16 protein-coding genes and 4 tRNA genes are annotated in these 18,036 nt (G+C 57.7%); 19 read left to right on the plus strand and 1 reads right to left on the minus strand.

Annotation, left to right across the window (positions count from 1 at the left end):
• Positions 1-32: 32 nt before the first annotated feature.
• The 4 genes from thiM to clpB all read left to right on the plus strand — a co-directional run bounded on the left by thiM (position 33) and on the right by clpB (position 5,043).
• The gene (gene thiM / locus T518_RS06890) at positions 33-860 is read left to right on the plus strand and encodes a hydroxyethylthiazole kinase (protein ID WP_036377361.1); all 828 of its coding nucleotides are present in this window, start codon (positions 33-35) and stop codon (positions 858-860) included.
• Positions 861-880: 20 nt separating this feature from the next.
• Entirely contained in the window at positions 881-1,585 is a 705-nt protein-coding gene (locus T518_RS06895; RefSeq protein WP_036377364.1) for a thiamine phosphate synthase, read from the plus strand.
• 118 nt (positions 1,586-1,703) lie between these two features.
• Positions 1,704-2,276: a UbiX family flavin prenyltransferase gene (locus T518_RS06900; RefSeq protein ID WP_264293488.1), complete on the plus strand. Its 573-nt coding sequence runs from the start codon at positions 1,704-1,706 to the stop codon at positions 2,274-2,276.
• A 166-nt stretch (positions 2,277-2,442) separates the two neighbouring features.
• On the plus strand, positions 2,443-5,043 hold the full coding sequence (gene clpB / locus T518_RS06905; RefSeq protein WP_036377365.1) for an ATP-dependent chaperone ClpB: 2,601 nt from the start codon (positions 2,443-2,445) through the stop codon (positions 5,041-5,043).
• A 90-nt stretch (positions 5,044-5,133) separates the two neighbouring features.
• Here clpB and T518_RS06910 read toward each other — a convergent pair whose 3' ends face one another.
• The gene (locus T518_RS06910) at positions 5,134-5,979 is read right to left on the minus strand and encodes a polysaccharide deacetylase family protein (protein WP_036377366.1); all 846 of its coding nucleotides are present in this window, start codon (positions 5,977-5,979) and stop codon (positions 5,134-5,136) included.
• Between the two features lie 278 nt (positions 5,980-6,257).
• Between T518_RS06910 and map the strand changes: the two genes are divergently transcribed.
• The 15 genes from map to rpoB all read left to right on the plus strand — a co-directional run bounded on the left by map (position 6,258) and on the right by rpoB (position 18,025).
• A complete protein-coding gene (map, locus tag T518_RS06915) occupies positions 6,258-7,130 on the plus strand; it encodes a type I methionyl aminopeptidase (RefSeq protein ID WP_036377369.1) in 873 nt (290 codons plus the stop codon).
• Between the two features lie 35 nt (positions 7,131-7,165).
• Positions 7,166-8,491: a DEAD/DEAH box helicase gene (locus T518_RS06920; protein WP_036377372.1), complete on the plus strand. Its 1,326-nt coding sequence runs from the start codon at positions 7,166-7,168 to the stop codon at positions 8,489-8,491.
• Between the two features lie 184 nt (positions 8,492-8,675).
• On the plus strand, positions 8,676-9,977 hold the full coding sequence (gene pfp / locus T518_RS06925) for a diphosphate--fructose-6-phosphate 1-phosphotransferase (RefSeq protein ID WP_036377375.1): 1,302 nt from the start codon (positions 8,676-8,678) through the stop codon (positions 9,975-9,977).
• Between the two features lie 157 nt (positions 9,978-10,134).
• Positions 10,135-10,210, plus strand: a tRNA-Met gene (locus tag T518_RS06930).
• A 36-nt stretch (positions 10,211-10,246) separates the two neighbouring features.
• A tRNA-Met gene (locus T518_RS06935) sits at positions 10,247-10,322 on the plus strand.
• 11 nt (positions 10,323-10,333) lie between these two features.
• Positions 10,334-10,409, plus strand: a tRNA-Thr gene (locus T518_RS06940).
• A 9-nt stretch (positions 10,410-10,418) separates the two neighbouring features.
• Positions 10,419-10,495 (plus strand) — tRNA-Met (locus tag T518_RS06945).
• 191 nt (positions 10,496-10,686) lie between these two features.
• The gene (gene rpmG, locus T518_RS06950; RefSeq protein WP_005839118.1) at positions 10,687-10,836 is read left to right on the plus strand and encodes a 50S ribosomal protein L33; all 150 of its coding nucleotides are present in this window, start codon (positions 10,687-10,689) and stop codon (positions 10,834-10,836) included.
• A gap of 32 nt (positions 10,837-10,868) precedes the next feature.
• Positions 10,869-11,048, plus strand: coding sequence for a preprotein translocase subunit SecE (secE, locus tag T518_RS06955; RefSeq protein ID WP_036377380.1), 180 nt, complete (start codon positions 10,869-10,871; stop codon positions 11,046-11,048).
• Positions 11,049-11,064: 16 nt separating this feature from the next.
• Positions 11,065-11,619, plus strand: coding sequence for a transcription termination/antitermination protein NusG (nusG, locus tag T518_RS06960; RefSeq protein WP_036377383.1), 555 nt, complete (start codon positions 11,065-11,067; stop codon positions 11,617-11,619).
• 42 nt (positions 11,620-11,661) lie between these two features.
• Positions 11,662-12,087: a 50S ribosomal protein L11 gene (rplK, locus tag T518_RS06965; RefSeq protein WP_005839123.1), complete on the plus strand. Its 426-nt coding sequence runs from the start codon at positions 11,662-11,664 to the stop codon at positions 12,085-12,087.
• A 63-nt stretch (positions 12,088-12,150) separates the two neighbouring features.
• Positions 12,151-12,831, plus strand: a complete 681-nt coding sequence (gene rplA / locus T518_RS06970; RefSeq protein ID WP_036377385.1) for a 50S ribosomal protein L1 — start codon at positions 12,151-12,153, stop codon at positions 12,829-12,831.
• A 203-nt stretch (positions 12,832-13,034) separates the two neighbouring features.
• Positions 13,035-13,574, plus strand: coding sequence for a 50S ribosomal protein L10 (rplJ, locus tag T518_RS06975; protein WP_005839126.1), 540 nt, complete (start codon positions 13,035-13,037; stop codon positions 13,572-13,574).
• 91 nt (positions 13,575-13,665) lie between these two features.
• Entirely contained in the window at positions 13,666-14,034 is a 369-nt protein-coding gene (gene rplL / locus T518_RS06980; RefSeq protein WP_036377387.1) for a 50S ribosomal protein L7/L12, read from the plus strand.
• Positions 14,035-14,302: 268 nt separating this feature from the next.
• Positions 14,303-18,025 (plus strand): DNA-directed RNA polymerase subunit beta, encoded by a 3,723-nt coding sequence (rpoB, locus tag T518_RS06985; protein WP_036377389.1) that lies wholly within the window; start codon positions 14,303-14,305, stop codon positions 18,023-18,025.
• The last annotated feature ends 11 nt before the right edge of the window (positions 18,026-18,036 follow it).

Consider the following 18,036-nt stretch of genomic DNA (forward strand, 5'->3'; position numbering starts at 1 on the left):
TATTGGCTTGATAAAGGTTAGGGGGATTGGATTTGGATTGTGAGAGCATACAGCGGGAAATCGCAGCGACGGTGCGCCGCACGAAGGAGGACTGCCCCTTCGTACCGTCCATCACGAACTCTGTGACGATGGAGCTCGTGGCCAATGCGCAGCTGGCGGCGGGTGGCTCTGCCGCCATGGTCTATCTGCCCGATGAGGGCGAAGGCGTGGCAGCCGCCGGCGAATCCTTCTACATCAACTTGGGCACGGTCATGCCATTCTACGCGGAGACGCTGCCGCGCACCGTCCGGGCGCTCCATGAGCATCGCCGCCGCTGGGTACTCGATCCGGTGGCCATCGGCATCGGCAGCTTGCGCACGGAACTCTTGCGCTGCTTCCGCGCCATGCCGCCTGCTGTCGTGCGCGGCAATGCATCGGAGATCATCGCGCTCGCAAATCTCTGGGGGCTCGATACAGGAGCGGCCAAGGGCGGCGTGCGCGGCGTCGATGCGACGGACAGCGTCGGGGCTGCGCGCCCGGCCGCCGAGGCACTGGCTTCTTTCATCGACGGTGCTGTGGCTGTCTCGGGCGAGTGGGACCTCGTCACGGACGGCACGGTGACAGTCCGCAGTGAGGGCGGCTCACCGCTCTTCACGAAGATCACGGGCGCTGGCTGCTCGCTCGGCGGCGTCACGGCTGTCTACCTGGCTGAGGCCTCACCGTTCATCGCGGCGCTGACGGCTGTCCAGGCCTACAATCTGGCGGGTACCCGGGCGCAGAGGGAGGCCAAGGGCCCCGGCAGCTTCCGCGCGGCCTTCCTCGATGCGCTCTATCGCGCAAAGCCGGGCGCGATTGCGGAAAATCCATTTGCATTGATCTGATTGACCTGAGGAGAAGTTTCATGAACATGCGCAAGAATTTCGATATATCGGCCTACCTCGTCGTAGGTCCCGAGAATACGCTCGGACGGCCGGTGGCAGATATCATCCGGGCAGCCGTGGAGAACGGCTTCACCTGCCTGCAGATCCGCTCAAAGACGGCCTCGGCGAGGGAGCTCATCGCACTCTGCCGCGAGGCAGCGGATGTCCTGCGGGAACTCGGCAAGTCAGATGAAGTCGTCCTGCTCGTCAACGACAGGCTCGATGTCGCACTGGCGGCGCGCGAGGCGGGCATCAAGGTCGATGGCATCCACGTCGGCCAGAGTGACATCCCGGCAGCTGTCTGCCGCAAGTACCTCGGAGAGGAGGCCGTTATCGGCCTGTCGGCGCGCACGAATGAACTGCTCGACTACGTGCGCCATGCTGACACAAGCGCTATCGACTACTTCGGCGCGGGACCTCTCCATGAGACGCCGACGAAGAAGGACTGCGGTCGCGATGCTGAGGGCCATGTCATCACGAGAAGTTTCGCGGAGCTGACGGAACTCCACCGCATCAGCCCCGTGCCCGTCGTGGTCGGCGGCGGCGTCAAGGCACGCGATCTGCCCGCCCTGCGCAAGACGGGCGTCGACGGCTTTTTCGTTGTCAGTGCCGTGGCTGGGGCCGACGACCCGGCCGCTGCTGCGCGTGAGCTCGTGAAGACCTGGCAGTCTGCACCGCGTTCGTGACTCTATTGTAGAATAGATGAGATGGGTGCCGCTTGCGGCATTCATCTTTTTTTTGCAGAGCCCCTATGATAAAATGGATGGGATGAGTAACGTACAGCAGAGAAGAGAGGGATATATCTTGCGATTGATTGTCGGGATTTCGGGAGCCAGTGGTGTCATCATGGGGTGGTACCTCCTCAAGGCTCTCCATGAGCTGCCGGAGGTGGAGACGCATCTGATCATCACGGAGGGGGCGGCCGTGACCTTTCCCTATGAGACGGAACACTCCCTCGAGGAGGTCCGCGCGCTGGCCGATGTCGTCCACGACAACCGCAATATGGCGGCCTCGATATCGAGCGGCTCCTATGAGACGAACGGCATGATCATCATCCCCTGCAGCATGAAGACGGTGGCCGGCATCGTCAGCGGCTACACGGATGACCTGCTGCTGCGGGCGGCCGATGTCTGCCTCAAGGAGGGGCGCAAGGTCGTCATCGTGCCGCGCGAGATGCCGATGAGCCGCATCCATCTGCGCAATATCAAGGAGGCTGCAGATTATGGCTGCATTGTCGTGCCGCCGGTGCTGACGTTCTACAACGGTGCGGACACGGTCGAGAAGCAGATCCAGCACATCGTCGGCAAGATCCTCATGCAGTTCCACATCTCGTATCGCGATTTTGTTCCCTGGCAGGGTGGTAAGCCTATGGTCTGAGACGTTTGTCTCGGACTTTTTTTATGCCGGAAAAAATTTTTAAAAATAAAGTCAAAAAGTCAGAAAAAGTATTTGACTTTTTGACTTTATCCGCTATAATAGGATATAGAAACAAGCAAGTTTCAGAATAATGATGACAATAAGAGCGATTATGGAGGATATGATTATGGGACAAGAAAAATATACAGCGAAGACGCTGGCGGCCCTGCAGTCCGCTCAGCAGATCGCAGCCATGAAATACCATCAGGAGATTACGTCAGCGCACGTGCTGCTGGCTCTGGCCAAGGAGCCGGAGGGACTGCTCGCGACAATCTTTGAGGAATGCCAGACGGATATGCCGATGCTCAAGGCAAGACTGGAGCAGGAGCTCGCGAAGATTCCGAGCGTCAAGGGTACGGACCGCCTTGGCATGGGCATGGACATGGTGCGCGTGCTCGGCCGCGCCGAGGAATACGCCAAGTCCATGAAGGATGACTACGTCTCGACGGAGCATCTGCTGCTGGCTCTCGCAACGGACGGCAGCAGCGAGGTGCAGGACATCTGCCGCCAGTTCCACCTGACGAAATCCGCGATCCAGGCGTCCATCCGCAAGAACCGCAAGCAGAATGTCACGACGGACAACCCGGAAGAGGGCTATAAGTCCCTCGAGAAGTTCGGGCGCGACCTCACGGCTGCGGCGCGTGCCGGCAAGCTCGATCCGGTCATCGGCCGTGACGAGGAGATCCGCCGCACGATCGAGATCCTGTCACGCCGCACGAAGAACAACCCGGTGCTCATTGGTGAACCGGGCGTCGGCAAGACGGCTATCGTCGAGGGGCTCGCGCGCCGCATCGTGGCGGGCGATGTGCCAGAGTCGCTGAAGAACAAGACGCTCTTCTCACTCGACATGGGCTCCCTGATCGCCGGTGCGAAATACCGCGGTGAGTTCGAAGAACGCCTCAAGAGCGTCCTCAATGAGATCGCGAAGTCGGACGGCCAGATCCTGCTCTTCATCGATGAGCTCCACACGGTCGTCGGCGCCGGCGCGACGGAAGGCGCAATGGATGCCGGCAACCTCTTGAAGCCGATGCTGGCCCGCGGTGAACTCCGCTGCATCGGTGCGACGACACTCAACGAGTACCGCAAATACATCGAGAAGGATACGGCCCTCGAGCGTCGCTTCCAGCCGGTCATGGTCGGCGAGCCGAGCGTCGAGGACACGATCTCGATCCTGCGCGGCCTCAAGGAGCGCTATGAGGTCCATCACGGCGTGCGCATCCGCGATGCAGCTCTCGTTGCAGCGGCAACGCTGTCGGATCGCTACATCTCGGACCGCTTCCTGCCGGATAAGGCCATCGACCTCGTCGATGAGGCGGCCGCAAAGCTGCGCACGGAAATCGAATCCATGCCGCAGCCGCTCGATGAGATCCGCCGCAAGATCATGCAGCTCGAGATCGAGGAGCAGGCCTTGAAGAAGGAGACGGATGAAGCCTCCGAGGAGAAGCTCCAGAAGATCACGAAGGAGAAAGAAAAACTCCAGAAAGAGGAGACGGAGCTCAGATCGCAGTGGGAGGCTGAGAAGAATGCCATCCTGCGCGTCCGCGCCATCAAGAAAGAGATTGACGGCGTGAACAGCGAGATGGAGGCCGCTGAGCGCGCCTACGACCTCAACCGCATGTCGGAACTCAAGTACGGCAAGCTGCCGGAGCTCCAGAAGAAGCTCAAAGAAGAGGAGGCCATCATCGCGGCCAAATCGAAGGACAACCGCCTGCTCAAGGAAGAGGTCGGCGAAGAGGATATCGCGCAGGTCGTCAGCCGCTGGACGGGCATTCCGGTGACGAAGATGCTGACGGGCGAGCGCGAGAAACTGCTGCACCTCGAAGATGTCCTGCACGCGCGCGTCGTCGGACAGGACGAAGCCGTCAAGGCTGTCAGCGAAGCTATCCTGCGCGCACGTGCCGGCATCAAGGACCCGAACCGCCCAATCGGCTCGTTCATCTTCCTCGGCCCGACGGGCGTCGGCAAGACAGAGCTCGCGAAAACGCTGGCTGAGGCACTCTTCGACGATGAGCGCAGCATGATCCGCATCGATATGTCGGAGTACATGGAGAAGCACAGCGTATCGCGCCTCATCGGCGCGCCTCCGGGATACGTCGGCTACGATGAGGGCGGCCAGCTCACGGAAGCGGTTCGCCGTCGCCCGTACAGCGTCATCTTGCTCGATGAGATCGAGAAAGCGCATCGCGACGTCTTCAATGTACTGTTGCAGATCCTCGACGATGGCCGCTTGACGGATGGCAAGGGCCGTGTGGTCAACTTCAAGAACACGGTCATCATCATGACGTCGAACCTCGGCTCGCACGAGATCCTCAACAAGAGCTACGATGAGGCGAAGGGCGCGGTCAAGGAAATCCTCAAGGATTACTTCCGTCCGGAATTCCTCAATCGTGTCGACGATATCATTGTCTTCAAGGCGCTCCAGAAGGAGCAGGTCAAGAATATCGCGGCCATCATGCTCAAGAGTCTCAGCGACCGCCTTGAGAAGCAGATCAAGATCTCGCTCAAGTGGACGGATGAGGCGCTCACGGCACTTGCCGACAAGGGCTTCGATCCGAACTTCGGTGCCCGCCCGCTGCGCCGCCTGTTGACGCATACGGTCGAGACTTCCCTGTCGAAGCAGATCATCCGCGGCGATGTCCGCGAGGGCGATACCGTTGAGATCGGCTATGACGGGACAGACTTCACCTTTAAGACGCTCCCCCGCGTCAAGGAGGAAGAAGAGGCATAAGCCATCCCCCTTACATGAAAACAGCTCCAGGAGCCTCATGGCTCTTGGAGCTGTTTTTGTCTTATCGGATTGTCACTTGCATGTCATGGGTCATGGTGTTGGGACGAAGCGTGCGAGGAGCGTATGGCCGTTCTTGACGAGGTCGCGGCTCAGTGCGTCGAGCGGCGCGAAGATCGGCGCGTATTCGAGGCGCAGGCGGAAGCGCAGGAACTGATGTGAATTGCAGCCGAAGATCGGCACGCGGTCGAGGATGTAGGGGTTCTCGTCCGGGTTGGCCAGGCCGTAATGGACGGTGAAGGCGGCGCGGTAGCCTGCTTCCTTCGTCATGCGCTCGAGCTCTTCGTCGTAAGAGCCGCACGGATAGGCGATGAATTTGATGGGTTTATTCAGGCGCCATTCAAGGGCTTTCTTGGAGTCCGTGAGCTGGTGCTGTACCTGGTCAGACGGGATCTTGTCGAGCTCTGGATGCGAGAGCGTGTGGCTCTCGAAGTCGATGAGACCGCTCTGCTGCATCTCGTCGACCTGTGCCCAGGTCATGTAGTTGGGGTAGGTGCCGACGAAGTCTGAGATCAGGAAGATTGTCCCCTTGAGGTTGTACTTCTCGAGGATCGGGTAGGCGTTCTTGTAGTTGTCGACGTAGCCGTCATCGAACGTCAGGATGACGGGCTTCTCGGGCAGCGGCGTGCCGTTTTCCCAGGCGTCCATCATCTCCTCCGGTGTGATAGCGTGGTAGCCGTTGTCGGAGAGGTACTTCATCTGCTCGTCGAACTCGTCCGTGTGGACAGTCAGCGAGTTCTCGTCGCGGTCATTGATCTGATGGTAGTTGAGCACTGGTACGGCACGGGTGACCGAGTGCATGCGGTAGGCGCAGAGCGCGAATATCGCCAGGAAGATTATCAGCAGAGCCAGCAGGATTCGTTTGATCCAGGTAGTCATCGAGACACATCCTTTTCATTCATACAGTACACTTGGCAGTACGATCCGGGATGGACAAAGGGCCCATCTCCATACATATCGTTTAGTATATAACAAGCGGGAAATGAGGTCAAGGAAGCCCGGTGAGGTTCAGCTGAGCAGAAAAGGTTTTACAAATCGTCAAATCGGCTTATAATGATATAGGTGTAACATGCACAGGAATTGGCGGCATAAGGCCGTCCATCCCTCAGAATATCCATGATATCCATGATATATAGTATAAAGGAGTATTCATCCAGATGATGAGAAATGATTTATGCTGGTGTGGCAGCGGCAAGAAGTACAAGAAATGCCACGAAGACTTTGATGAGCGCATCTCGGAGATGAAATTCGACATCTTCCGCGGCCAGGTGCGCCCGCCGAAGAAGGTCATCAACAACGAGAAGGATATTGCCGGCGTGCGCGCCGCTGGCGTCATCAATGACGGCGCACTCGACCTCATGACGGAACTCGTCCGCCCGGGCGTCGATACGGCATCGCTCGACCAGGCTGCGGCTGACTACATCCGCGAGCGCGGCGGTATCCCGGCCTGCCTCAACTACGAGGGCTATCCGAAGAACGTCTGCATCTCGATCAACGAGGTCGTCTGTCACGGCATCCCGTCGAAGAAGACGATCCTCAAGGAGGGCGATATCCTGAATATCGACATCACGACGATCCTCAACGGCTACTACGCGGATGCCTCGCGCATGTACATCGTCGGCAAGGCTTCGCCGGAAGCAGAGAAACTCGTGCGCGTCACGAAGGAGTGCATGGAGCTCGGCATCAAGGCCATCCGCCCCTGGCACTTCCTCGGCGACATTGGCGCAGCCTGCGCGGCGCATGCCCATGAGAACGGCTACTCCGTCGTCACGGACCTCGGCGGTCACGGCGTCGGCAAGGACTTCCATCTCGAGCCGTTCGTGCCGCACGTCGGGGAGAAGGACACGGGCATGCTGCTCGTGCCGGGCATGATCCTGACGGTCGAGCCGATGATCAATGAAGGTTCTTACAAGGTCGTCGTCGACAAGGGAGACGGCTGGACGGTCCGCACGAAGGACGGCAAGCTTTCCGCACAGTGGGAGAATACGGTGCTCATCACGGAGACGGGGACGGAAGTCCTCTCATCCTGATGCGGTACGATCAGAAAGAATGAGAGGATAGATACATGACAACATTCCAGGAACTCGGCATCCGCGCCTCTCTCTGCGATGTCCTGCGCAATCACGGCATCAAGGAGGCGACGCCGGTGCAGGAGAAGGCCATGCCACTCGTGCGCGCAGGAAACGACTGCATCGTCAAGGCGCAGACGGGCACGGGCAAGACGCTAGCCTTCCTGCTGCCAATCATCGAGAAGATCAAGCCGCAGGCAGCCGTCACGCAGGCACTCGTCATCACGCCGACGCGCGAGCTGGCCATCCAGATCGCCAAGGTCGCGCAGTCGCTCGCGGCTGCGGCCGACATCTCTTCGCTCGTCATCTTCGGCGGGCAGGACATCGAGCGGCAGAAGCAGAAGCTCCGCCGCCATCCGCAGCTCATCATCGGCACGCCGGGACGCCTTTTGGACCACCTGCGCCGTCAGACAATCGACCTCTCGCAGGTCAATAAGGTCGTCCTCGACGAGGCCGATGAGATGATGCGCCTTGGCTTCATTGAGGACGTCGAGACGCTGCTGCAGGCAACGGCAGGCGACCGTCAGCTCATGCTGTTCTCGGCGACAATGCCGGACCGCGTCAAGGCACTCTCTGCGCGCTACATGAACGCGCCCCAGAACCTTGAGATCAAGTCGGAGCATGTGACGCTCGACGCCATCGACCAGGTCATCATCGACACGCGCGAGGAGACGAAGATCGACAAGCTCTGCGAGATCATCAATCAGGAGCAGCCGTATCTTGCGATGGTCTTCTGCCACACGAAGCAGCGCGCGCACATGGTCACGATGGCGCTCGCCGCGCGCGGCTACCTCGTCGATGAGCTGCACGGTGACCTCTCGCAGGTCCAGCGCACGCTCGTACTCAAGCGCTTCCGCAAGGCCGAGCTCCAGATCCTCTGTGCGACGGATATCGCGGCGCGCGGCCTCGACATCGAGGGCGTGACGCATGTCTTCAACTACGATATCCCGCATGATGCCGAGAGTTACATTCACCGCATCGGCCGCACGGGCCGCGCGGGCGAGCGCGGCAAGGCCATCACTTTCGTCAACGCGCGCCAGTATGACCTGTTGCGCCGCATCGAGAGCGGCATCAAGGACAGGATACGCAAGCAGCGCTCGGAGCGCGGACGCCGCCACAAGGAGAAGCAGGAGCAGATCCTCAAGGAGATTCGCGAGAAGCGTGCGGAGAAGAAGGCACAGCGCAAGCCGCTGTCGAAGTATGCCAACCGCAAGGGGGCCTCGCACAAGGGGCGCAATGACCGCAGCCGCCGCCAGAAGGCACGCGGCACGAAGTCGAATCTCGGCCATCGCGCCAAGCCGGGGCGTTCCGGCCGCAGATAAGAAAGGGCAATAGGAGCAGCCACTTCCTCAATCCGCTGGGGAAGTGGCTGTTTTTGACAAAAAATTTTCAAAAACTTTGAAAAACAATAGGATGCAAGCAGGAATATGGAGAAAAAAGACGAATAAATGTACTGTAATCAAATTTGAGTACCGAACGTACCAACAAACCTAAGGGGGAATTTCCATGATCGGCATCAAGAATGTTATCGCAATCGTCTGCGGCGGCGGCCCCGCTCCTGGCATCAACAGCGTCATCTCGGGTATCACGAATGAGGCGACGCGCCATGGCTGGGATGTACTCGGCATCTACGATGGTTTCTCGAGACTTGCGCGCGGCGAGAAGAATTACGTCCGCCTCGAGCCGAAGGACATCAGCCACATCCACATGGCGGGCGGCTGCATCCTCAAGATGAGCCGCTTCAACCCGACAAAGAAAGAGTCCGACCTGCGCACGGTCGTGGAGACGCTGACGGAGCTCGGTGTCACGCACCTCGTGACGATCGGCGGCGATGACACGGCCTACAGCTCGGCAGCCGTCTCGGAAGAGGCGCGCAAGATGGGCCGCACGATCAATGTCGTCCACGTGCCGAAGACCATCGACAACGACCTGCCGCTTCCGGAAGGCGTGCCGACTTTCGGCTTTGAGACGGCCCGCGCTTTCGCGACGACGGAGATCGAGAACCTCATGGAAGATGCGCGCACGACGAACAACCGCTGGTACTTCACGATCGCCATGGGCCGCACGGCCGGTCACCTGGCACTTGGCATGGGCCGCAGCGCCGGTGCTGCCATCACGATCATCCCGGAGGAGTTCCCGCAGAAGAAGATTCCGCTGCAGCAGCTCGTCGACATCGTCACGGGCTCCATCGTCAAGCGCTACCTGACGGGCAAGAACTACGGCGTCGCTGTCATCGCTGAAGGTGTCATCGAGAAGATTGCGCCGGAAGACTTCAAGAAGCTCGGCGAGGTCGTGACGGATGAGCACGGCCATATCCGCTACAGCGAGCTCGACTTCGGTGAGATCCTCAAGCAGGCAGTGCTCGCTGAGGTCAAGAAGATCGGCATCAAGATCTCCATCATCGATAAGGAGATCGGCTACGAGCTGCGCTGCACGGCGCCGATTGCTTACGATATCGACTACGCGCGCTCGCTCGGCTACTCGGCCGTCCGCTTCCTCATGCGCGGTGACAGCGGTGCACTGATCTCTATCCAGAACAACGAAGCTGTGCCGATGCGCTTCGAGGACATCAAGGATCCGGCCACGGGCAAGACGCGCGTGCGCAAGGTCAACATCAAGTCCGTCCAGTACCGCATCGCGCGCGGCTCGATGATGCGCATGGAGAAGGAGGACCTCGACGATCCGGGCCTTGCCAATGCGTACCGCATGGACCCCAAGGCATTCAAGGAGCGCTATGCATACCTCTTCGAGACTGGGGAGGAACCAGAGGCAGCGCAGGCTGGCAAGGCAGAGGAAAAGAAAGCGTGACGCATCTCTTCCATATATAATGGACAGGGCAGGCATGGGCCTGCCCTGATTTTTTTTGCGATCTGGCGATTTTTTTTGTTTTTAGGTGTTGACAATCGGGGAGAAAGGCTCTATAATTATATCTTGTCAGCCGGAAGTAGTACGGCAGACATGATATCGCGGGATGGAGCAGTCGGTAGCTCGTCGGGCTCATAACCCGAAGGTCACAGGTTCAAGTCCTGTTCCCGCAACCAATATGATAATCCGCAAAATCATAGATATAGATTCATCGCGGGGTGGAGCAGTCGGTAGCTCGTCGGGCTCATAACCCGAAGGTCACAGGTTCAAGTCCTGTCCCCGCAACCAAATGTGAGGTCGCTGATATAGCTCAGTCGGTAGAGCGTATCCTTGGTAAGGATAAGGTCACCAGTTCAATCCTGGTTATCAGCTCCATTCATACATGGCGGCATAGCTCAGTTGGCTAGAGCATGCGGTTCATACCCGCAGTGTCCGGAGTTCAAATCTCTGTGCCGCCACCAATTCATCAACTGAACCCCTGATGCAGGGGTTTTATTTATGCCATCTGGCAGGCAGCTGCTTTGACAGGTCCGGGCAAAAAGATTTCTTTTTGTCAAGGATTTTGTGTTGACAGCGCCTGCCAACTGTGCTAAATTGTATTAGTGACATTATGAAAAAGTCAACTTTCGCAACGTAAGGGGTGTAATAAAGGATGCGCAACAATATCACGTTGGAGTGCACGGAGTGCCACAGCCGCAACTACCGCACGAACAAGAATAAGAAGAACAACCCGGATCGTCTGGAGTTCAATAAGTACTGCAAGTTCTGCAAGAAGCACACGGTGCATAAGGAAACGAAGTAAGGACGCGTTGTCAGTACGAACGGGGATGTGAAGTGATTGTGAAGAAGTTCCTGGACGAAGTAGTCGCAGAGATGAAAAAAGTGTCCTGGTCCACCAAGAAGGAGCTCGTCAATTATACGGCTGTTGTCGGCATCGCTGTTGCTGTCGTATGCGCCCTGATCTGGATCTGCGACACGTTCTTCGCGAGATTGTTCCACATCATTTTAAGGTGAGCTGGGTGAGATAAGCATGGCAGAAAAAGACGAGATGGATCTCCGTCAGGATAACCCTGGCAGAGCCTGGTACGTCATCCACACGTATTCGGGCTATGAGAATAAGGTCAAGGCCAATCTTGAGCGCCTGATCCACACGGCCAACATGGGCAACATGATCTTCAATGTGGTCGTACCGGTTGAAGATGAGGTCGAGATCAAGGACGGCAAGAAAAAGGTCGTCCCACGTAAGGTCTTCCCTGGATATGTCCTCGTCGACATGATCGTCGATGAACATTCCTGGTACGTTGTGCGCAACACCACCGGTGTTACTGGTTTCGTCGGTTCTGAGAAGCATCCGATACCGCTTACCGATGCTGAGGCAAAACGTATTCTGAAATCCATGGGAGAAGAAGAGGAACACAAACCTGAACTCAATGTTGCAGTCGGGGATGTCGTTCGCATCAACTCGGGTGTCTTCGAGAACTACACGGGCACGGTTTCCGAGATCGATACGGAAAAAGCGCGCCTCAAGGTCATCGTCGAAGAGACGCCGATTGAGCTTGGTTTCGATCAGGTCGAAACGCTTTGAGCGGAACCATCATTCCATCATTTTTAGGAGGTGAAACAAACAATGGCTAAGAAAGTTTCTAAGATTGTAAAGCTTCAGGTTATGGCTGGCAAAGCTAATCCGGCTCCTCCGGTAGGTCCTGCACTGGGCCAGGCTGGCGTCAACATCATGGGCTTCTGCAAGGAGTTCAACGAGAGAACCAAGGCACAGGCTGGTCTTACGATCCCGGTCGTGATCACGGTTTTTGAGGATAGATCCTTCACGTTCATCACGAAGACTCCGCCGGCTGCTGTCCTTCTGAAGAAGGCCGCTGGTCTTGAGAAGGCTTCTGGTGAGCCGAACAAGAACAAAGTAGCAAAGCTGCCGCGTGCAAAAGCACAGGAAATCGCTGAGAGCAAGATGAAAGATCTGAACGCTGGCGATATCGAGGCTGCTACCCGCATGATCGAGGGTACGGCTCGCAGCATGGGCATCGAGATCGTAGACTGATCCTGATCCCTTCCTCCTGTGGGAGGCAATACCGTTATAACCACAAAAAGGAGAACAACACAAATGGCTAAAGCTGGTAAGAAATATCAGGAAGCTGCCAAGCTCGTAGAGGCTGGCAAGCTTTACACGGCCGCTGAAGCAATGGAACTCGTCAAGAAGACGGCTACGAAGAAGTTCGATGAGACGATCGAGCTGCACGTCCGCCTCGGCGTTGATCCGAAGTATGCTGATCAGCAGGTCCGCGGCGCTATGGTCCTGCCGCATGGCACGGGTAAATCCAAGCGCGTCCTCGTCTTTGCAAAAGGCGAGAAAGTCAAGGAGGCAGAGGCTGCAGGTGCAGACTTCGTTGGCTCCGATGAAATCGTCCAGAAGATCCAGGGTGGCTGGCTCGACTTCGATGTCGCTGTTGCTACGCCGGATATGATGGGTACGGTTGGTCGTCTCGGTAAGATCCTCGGCCCGCGCGGCCTCATGCCGAACCCGAAACTCGGTACGGTAACGATGGATCTCACGAAGGCAATCAGCGAGATTAAAGCAGGTAAAGTCGAATACCGCACCGATAAGGCCGGTAATGTCCATTGCCCGATTGGCAAGGCATCTTTCGACGCTGAGAAGCTTCAGCAGAACTTCCAGGCCCTGATTGATACACTGATCCGCGTTAAGCCGGCTGCTGCAAAGGGCCAGTACATCCGCTCCATCACGGTTAGCGCCACGATGGGCCCGGGCGTACCGGTTCAGCTCTAAGCCGCTCTGAGGATCAGGCGAGACTCCGGTCTCCAATCGCATATCGAAGGCTGTAGACAGCAGGTTTGATATTTCATCATCTAACGACGATCATGTCGCCTGCCGAGGCCGGAGTCACCTAACTTAGAAAATGTGACCTCCGGCGGACAGCCGGAGGTTTTTTGATCTGTTTTAAAATCCAAGAAGACAGGAGGTGTAATAGAATGGGTGTTACTTCCGCTAAACAGGCTGTTGTCGCTCAGCTCAAGGAGCAGCTCGAGTCCGCTAAGGGCGTCGTGCTCACGAGCTACAAGGGTCTTACGGTTGCACAGGATACGGAACTCCGTCGCGAACTCCGCGAGGCTGGCGTTTCCTATCATGTCGTAAAGAACACGATGCTCCGCATCGCTGCCAAAGAGGCAGGTATCGAGGGCATCGAAGAGCACCTCGAGGGCACGACGGCTTTCGCATTCTCCACGGAGGATGCTGTTGCTCCGGCAAAGGTCATCTGCGGCTTCATCAAGAAGAACAAGCTCGAGGATGCTGAGGTACTGACGGTCAAAGTCGGTATGGTCGAAGGCAAGGTCATCGGCGTCGACGAGGTCAAAGCTCTCGCAGCTCTGCCGTCCCGCGAGGAACTCATTGCCAAGCTGCTTGGCAGCATGAACGCACCGATTTCCAACACGGTCAACGTTCTGCAGGGCGTTATCCGCAATGCGGTCTATGTGCTTGACGCAATCCGCTCGCAGAAAGAGTCCGCTTAATTCCATTCAGGAGGCTCAGGCCGCCTGAGGGGTTAAGAAATAAACACGAAGAATTCAAATCGAAAATAACAAAACATTGGAGGAAAATCAAATGACTAAAGAAGAAATCATGGAAGCCATTGAAAACATGACTGTCCTCGAGCTGTCCGAGCTCGTAAAGGCTATGGAAGACAAGTTCGGCGTTAGCGCTGCTGCTCCGGTTGCAGTTGCTGCTGCTGGCGCTGCTGCTGGCGCTGCTGCTGAAGAGAAGACTGAGTTCACGGTCGTTCTCTCCGCTGTTGGCGACAAGAAGATCAACGTCATCAAGGCTGTCCGTGAAGCTACGGGCCTCGGCCTGAAGGAAGCTAAGGCTCTCGTTGATGGCGCTCCGGCTCCGGTCAAGGAGAACGTCTCCAAGGCTGATGCTGATGCCCTCAAGGCTAAGCTCGAAGAGGCTGGCGCTACGGTTGAGCTGAAGTAATTCAGTTTGCTGAATATGGGACCGTCCGCAAGGACGGTCTTTTTTTTATGCACCTGACTTGACAGTCAAGTCAAGCTATGGTATAGTGTTAAACTACAGGAAATTGAATAGGGATAACTATGCGTATGTGGAAAGGAACGGAAGCAAGGTGCAAAAAAATAAGCTGACCTTGTTTTTTTCTTGTTCTATGATTCCGCATCTATTTGTGTTATTTCTCTATCTTTCAAAAAACATTCTAGTAAAATCAGGCTAAGGGGTGAAGGATTTAATGTTTAATCCTGTGCCGGTGGGCAAACGAACCAGGTATAGCTATGCCAGAATCAAAGAGGTCATGGAGATGCCGCATCTGCTGGACATCCAGCGGAACAGTTACCAGTGGTTCCTCGATAAAGGACTGCAGGAGATTTTCCATGATATCTCACCAATCCAGGATTTCTCCGGAAATCTGGTCTTGTCCTTCGAGAGCTTCTCGCTCGGCGAGCCGAAGTACGATCTCGACGAGTGCAAGGAACGCGATGTGACGCTGGCAGCACCTCTTCGGGTGAATGTCCGCCTCATCAATCGCGAGACAGGCGAAATCAAAGAGCAGGAAGTCTTCATGGGCGATTTCCCGCTTATGACCGATACGGGTACGTTCATCATCAATGGTGCAGAGCGTGTCATCGTCAGCCAGCTCGTTCGCTCTCCGGGCGCCTACTACGGCGAGGAGATCGATCCGACCGGCAAGCACCTCTACAATGCAACGGTGATCCCGAACCGTGGTGCGTGGATCGAGCTCGAGACGGATACGAATGACGTCGTCTCGGTCCGCATCGACCGCACGCGCAAGATGCCCGTAACGTATTTCATCCGCGCACTCGGTTTCGATACGGATGAGAAGATCATCGAGCTCTTCGGCGACGATCCTCGCATGCTCAACACGATCGAGCGTGATGGTGAAGACGTCAAGTCGCAGGGCAAGGCTGTCATCGAGATCTACAAGCGCCTGCGTCCGGGCGAGCCGGCGAATGAGGACAATGCGACGCAGCTCCTCAATTCGCTGTTCTTCGATCCGAAGCGCTACGACCTCGCTACGGTCGGCCGCTACAAGCTGACGAAGAAGCTCGGCTGGAAGCGCCGCATCCTCGGCAAGGTCCTCGCAGAGCCGATTGTCGACCACGAGACGGGCGAGATCGTCATCCCGCAGGGCGAAGTCGTCACGGAAGACATGCTCGATGCTGTCGATGTCGAGCGCGAGAAGCAGCTCTTCGGTGAGGGCAACCTCATCACGCTGTTCCTGCTCAAGAAGGATGGCACGAAGGTCCGCCTGCTCTGCTCGCCAACGCTTGACATCCACGACCGCACGATCACGAAGAACGATATCCTCGCTTCGATCAGCTATCTGCTCAACCTCATGGATGGCTTCGGCACGACGGATGATATCGACCACCTCGGTAACCGCCGCGTCCGCGCCGTCGGTGAACTGCTGCAGAATCAGTTCCGCATCGGCCTCTCACGCATGGAGCGCGTCGTCCGCGAACGCATGACGATCCAGGATGTCGATGTCATCACGCCGCAGGCACTCATCAACATCCGTCCGGTCGTCGCTGCGGTCAAGGAATTCTTTGGTTCCTCCCAGCTCTCGCAGTTCATGGACCAGCACAACCCGCTGTCCGAGCTCACGCATAAGCGCCGTCTCTCGGCTCTCGGCCCGGGCGGTCTTTCCCGTGAGCGCGCAGGCTTCGAAGTCCGCGATGTCCACAACTCCCACTACGGCCGCATGTGCCCAGTCGAGTCCCCAGAAGGCCCGAATATCGGCCTCATCGGTTCTCTGGCCACGTATGCGCGCGTCAACCAGTTCGGCTTCATGGAGACGCCGTACCGCCGCGTCGACAAGGAGAACCACCGCGTGACGGACGAAGTCCGCTACCTGACGGCCGATGAAGAGGACGAGCTCGTCATCGCACAGGCCAACGAGCCGCTCGACGAGAACGAGTGGTTCGTCAACGAGCGCGTCACGGCGCGTTTCAACGAAGAGACGGGCCTGCACACGCGAGAGACGGTCGACTACATGGACGTCAGCCCGCGCCAGGTCTTCTCGATCGCGACGACGATGATCCCATTCCTCGAGAACGACGATGCGAACCGTGCCCTCATGGGTGCGAACATGCAGCGCCAGGCCGTTCCTCTTCTGCGCACGCAGGCTCCGCTCGTCGGCACGGGCATGGAGTACAAGGCAGCCTGCGACTCGGGCGTCATGGTCCTTGCCAAGCATGCCGGCGTCGTCGAGGAAGTCACGGCGGATTACATCAATGTCCGCACGCAGAGCGGCGAACTCGACCACTACAAACTGCAGAAATTCCTGCGCTCCAACCAGGGTACCTGCATCAACCAGGTCCCGATTGTCTATAAAGGCGACGAAGTAGAGGAGAAACAGCCAATCGCTGACGGCCCGGCAACGGACCACGGCGAACTTGCACTCGGCTACAACATCATCGTTGCGTACATGCCTTGGGAAGGCTACAACTACGAGGATGCTGTCCTGCTCTCCGAGAACCTCGTCAAGCGCGATATCTACACGTCCATCCACATCGAGGAATACGAGTGCGATGCGCGTGATACGAAACTCGGCCCTGAGGAGATCACGCGCGACATCCCGAATGTCGCTGAAGAAGCCCTCAAGGACCTCGATGAAGAAGGCATTATCTCGATCGGTGCCGACGTCCGTCCTGGCGATATCCTCGTCGGCAAGGTCACGCCGAAAGGCGAGACGGAGCTCACGGCAGAGGAGCGCCTGCTGCGCGCCATCTTCGGCGAGAAGGCACGCGAGGTCCGCGACACGTCGCTGCGCGTCCCGCACGGCGAGCAGGGCAAGATCGTCGACGTCAAGATCTTCAGCCGCGAGAACAACGATGAGCTGCCGCCAGGCGTCAACCGCCTCGTCCGCGTCTACATCGCCCAGAAGCGCAAGATCTCGGTCGGCGATAAGATGGCAGGCCGTCACGGCAACAAGGGTGTCGTCTCGCGCATCATGCGCCAGGAAGACATGCCGTTCCTGCCGGACGGCACGCCGGTCGACATCGTCCTGAACCCGCTGGGCGTCCCGTCCCGCATGAATATCGGTCAGATTCTCGAGGCACACCTCGGCCGTGCTGTCCTCGAGATCGGCAAGCAGATCAAGGAGCACAATCCGACGATCGAGCAGCGCCTGCGCGACCTCGGCTACGACGTCGACCGCCTCGGCATGCCGAAGCCGGATGTCGCCGGCCTGCACATCGCGACGCCTGTCTTCGACGGTGCGAGCGATGAAGAGGTATTCGGCACCATCAAGGCTGCTGGCCTGCCGGTCGACGGCAAGACCGTCCTCTACGATGGCCGCACGGGTGAGCCGTTTGAGAACCGCGTAACCGTCGGCTGCACGTACTTCCTCAAGCTGCATCACCTCGTCGACGATAAGATCCACGCTCGTTCCACAGGTCCGTACTCCCTCGTCACGCAGCAGCCGCTCGGTGGTAAAGCACAGTTCGGCGGCCAGCGCTTCGGCGAGATGGAGGTCTGGGCACTCGAGGCATACGGCGCCGCTTATACGCTGCAGGAGATCCTGACGGTCAAGTCTGACGATGTCGTCGGCCGTGTCAAGGCGTACGAGGCCATCGTCAAGGGCGAGAATATCCCAGAGCCGGGCGTTCCGGAATCCTTCAAGGTCCTCATCAAAGAGCTCCAGTCCATCGGTCTTGACATCAAGGTCCTCAATGAGGATGCTAAGGAAATCACGATCCAGGACGACGATGACGATGATGAGAACATCAACGAAAAAGCAAAGAACCTCGATCTCGATGTAGCAGGCGTTGACCCGACGAAGGGCGAGGACGCCGCTGCGAAGGCTGATGCCGCTGACCACTACGACGAGGGTGCTCCGTCCGACGACGAGAAGCCGGATGACATCATCGCCGATATCGGCAGCCTCGGTTCGATCGTAGATCCGTCCGATGATGGAGAAGATGAGAAATAAGAAGGGAGTGT

Source organism: Mitsuokella jalaludinii DSM 13811, assembly GCF_000702905.1.
GTDB lineage: Bacteria > Bacillota > Negativicutes > Selenomonadales > Selenomonadaceae > Mitsuokella > Mitsuokella jalaludinii.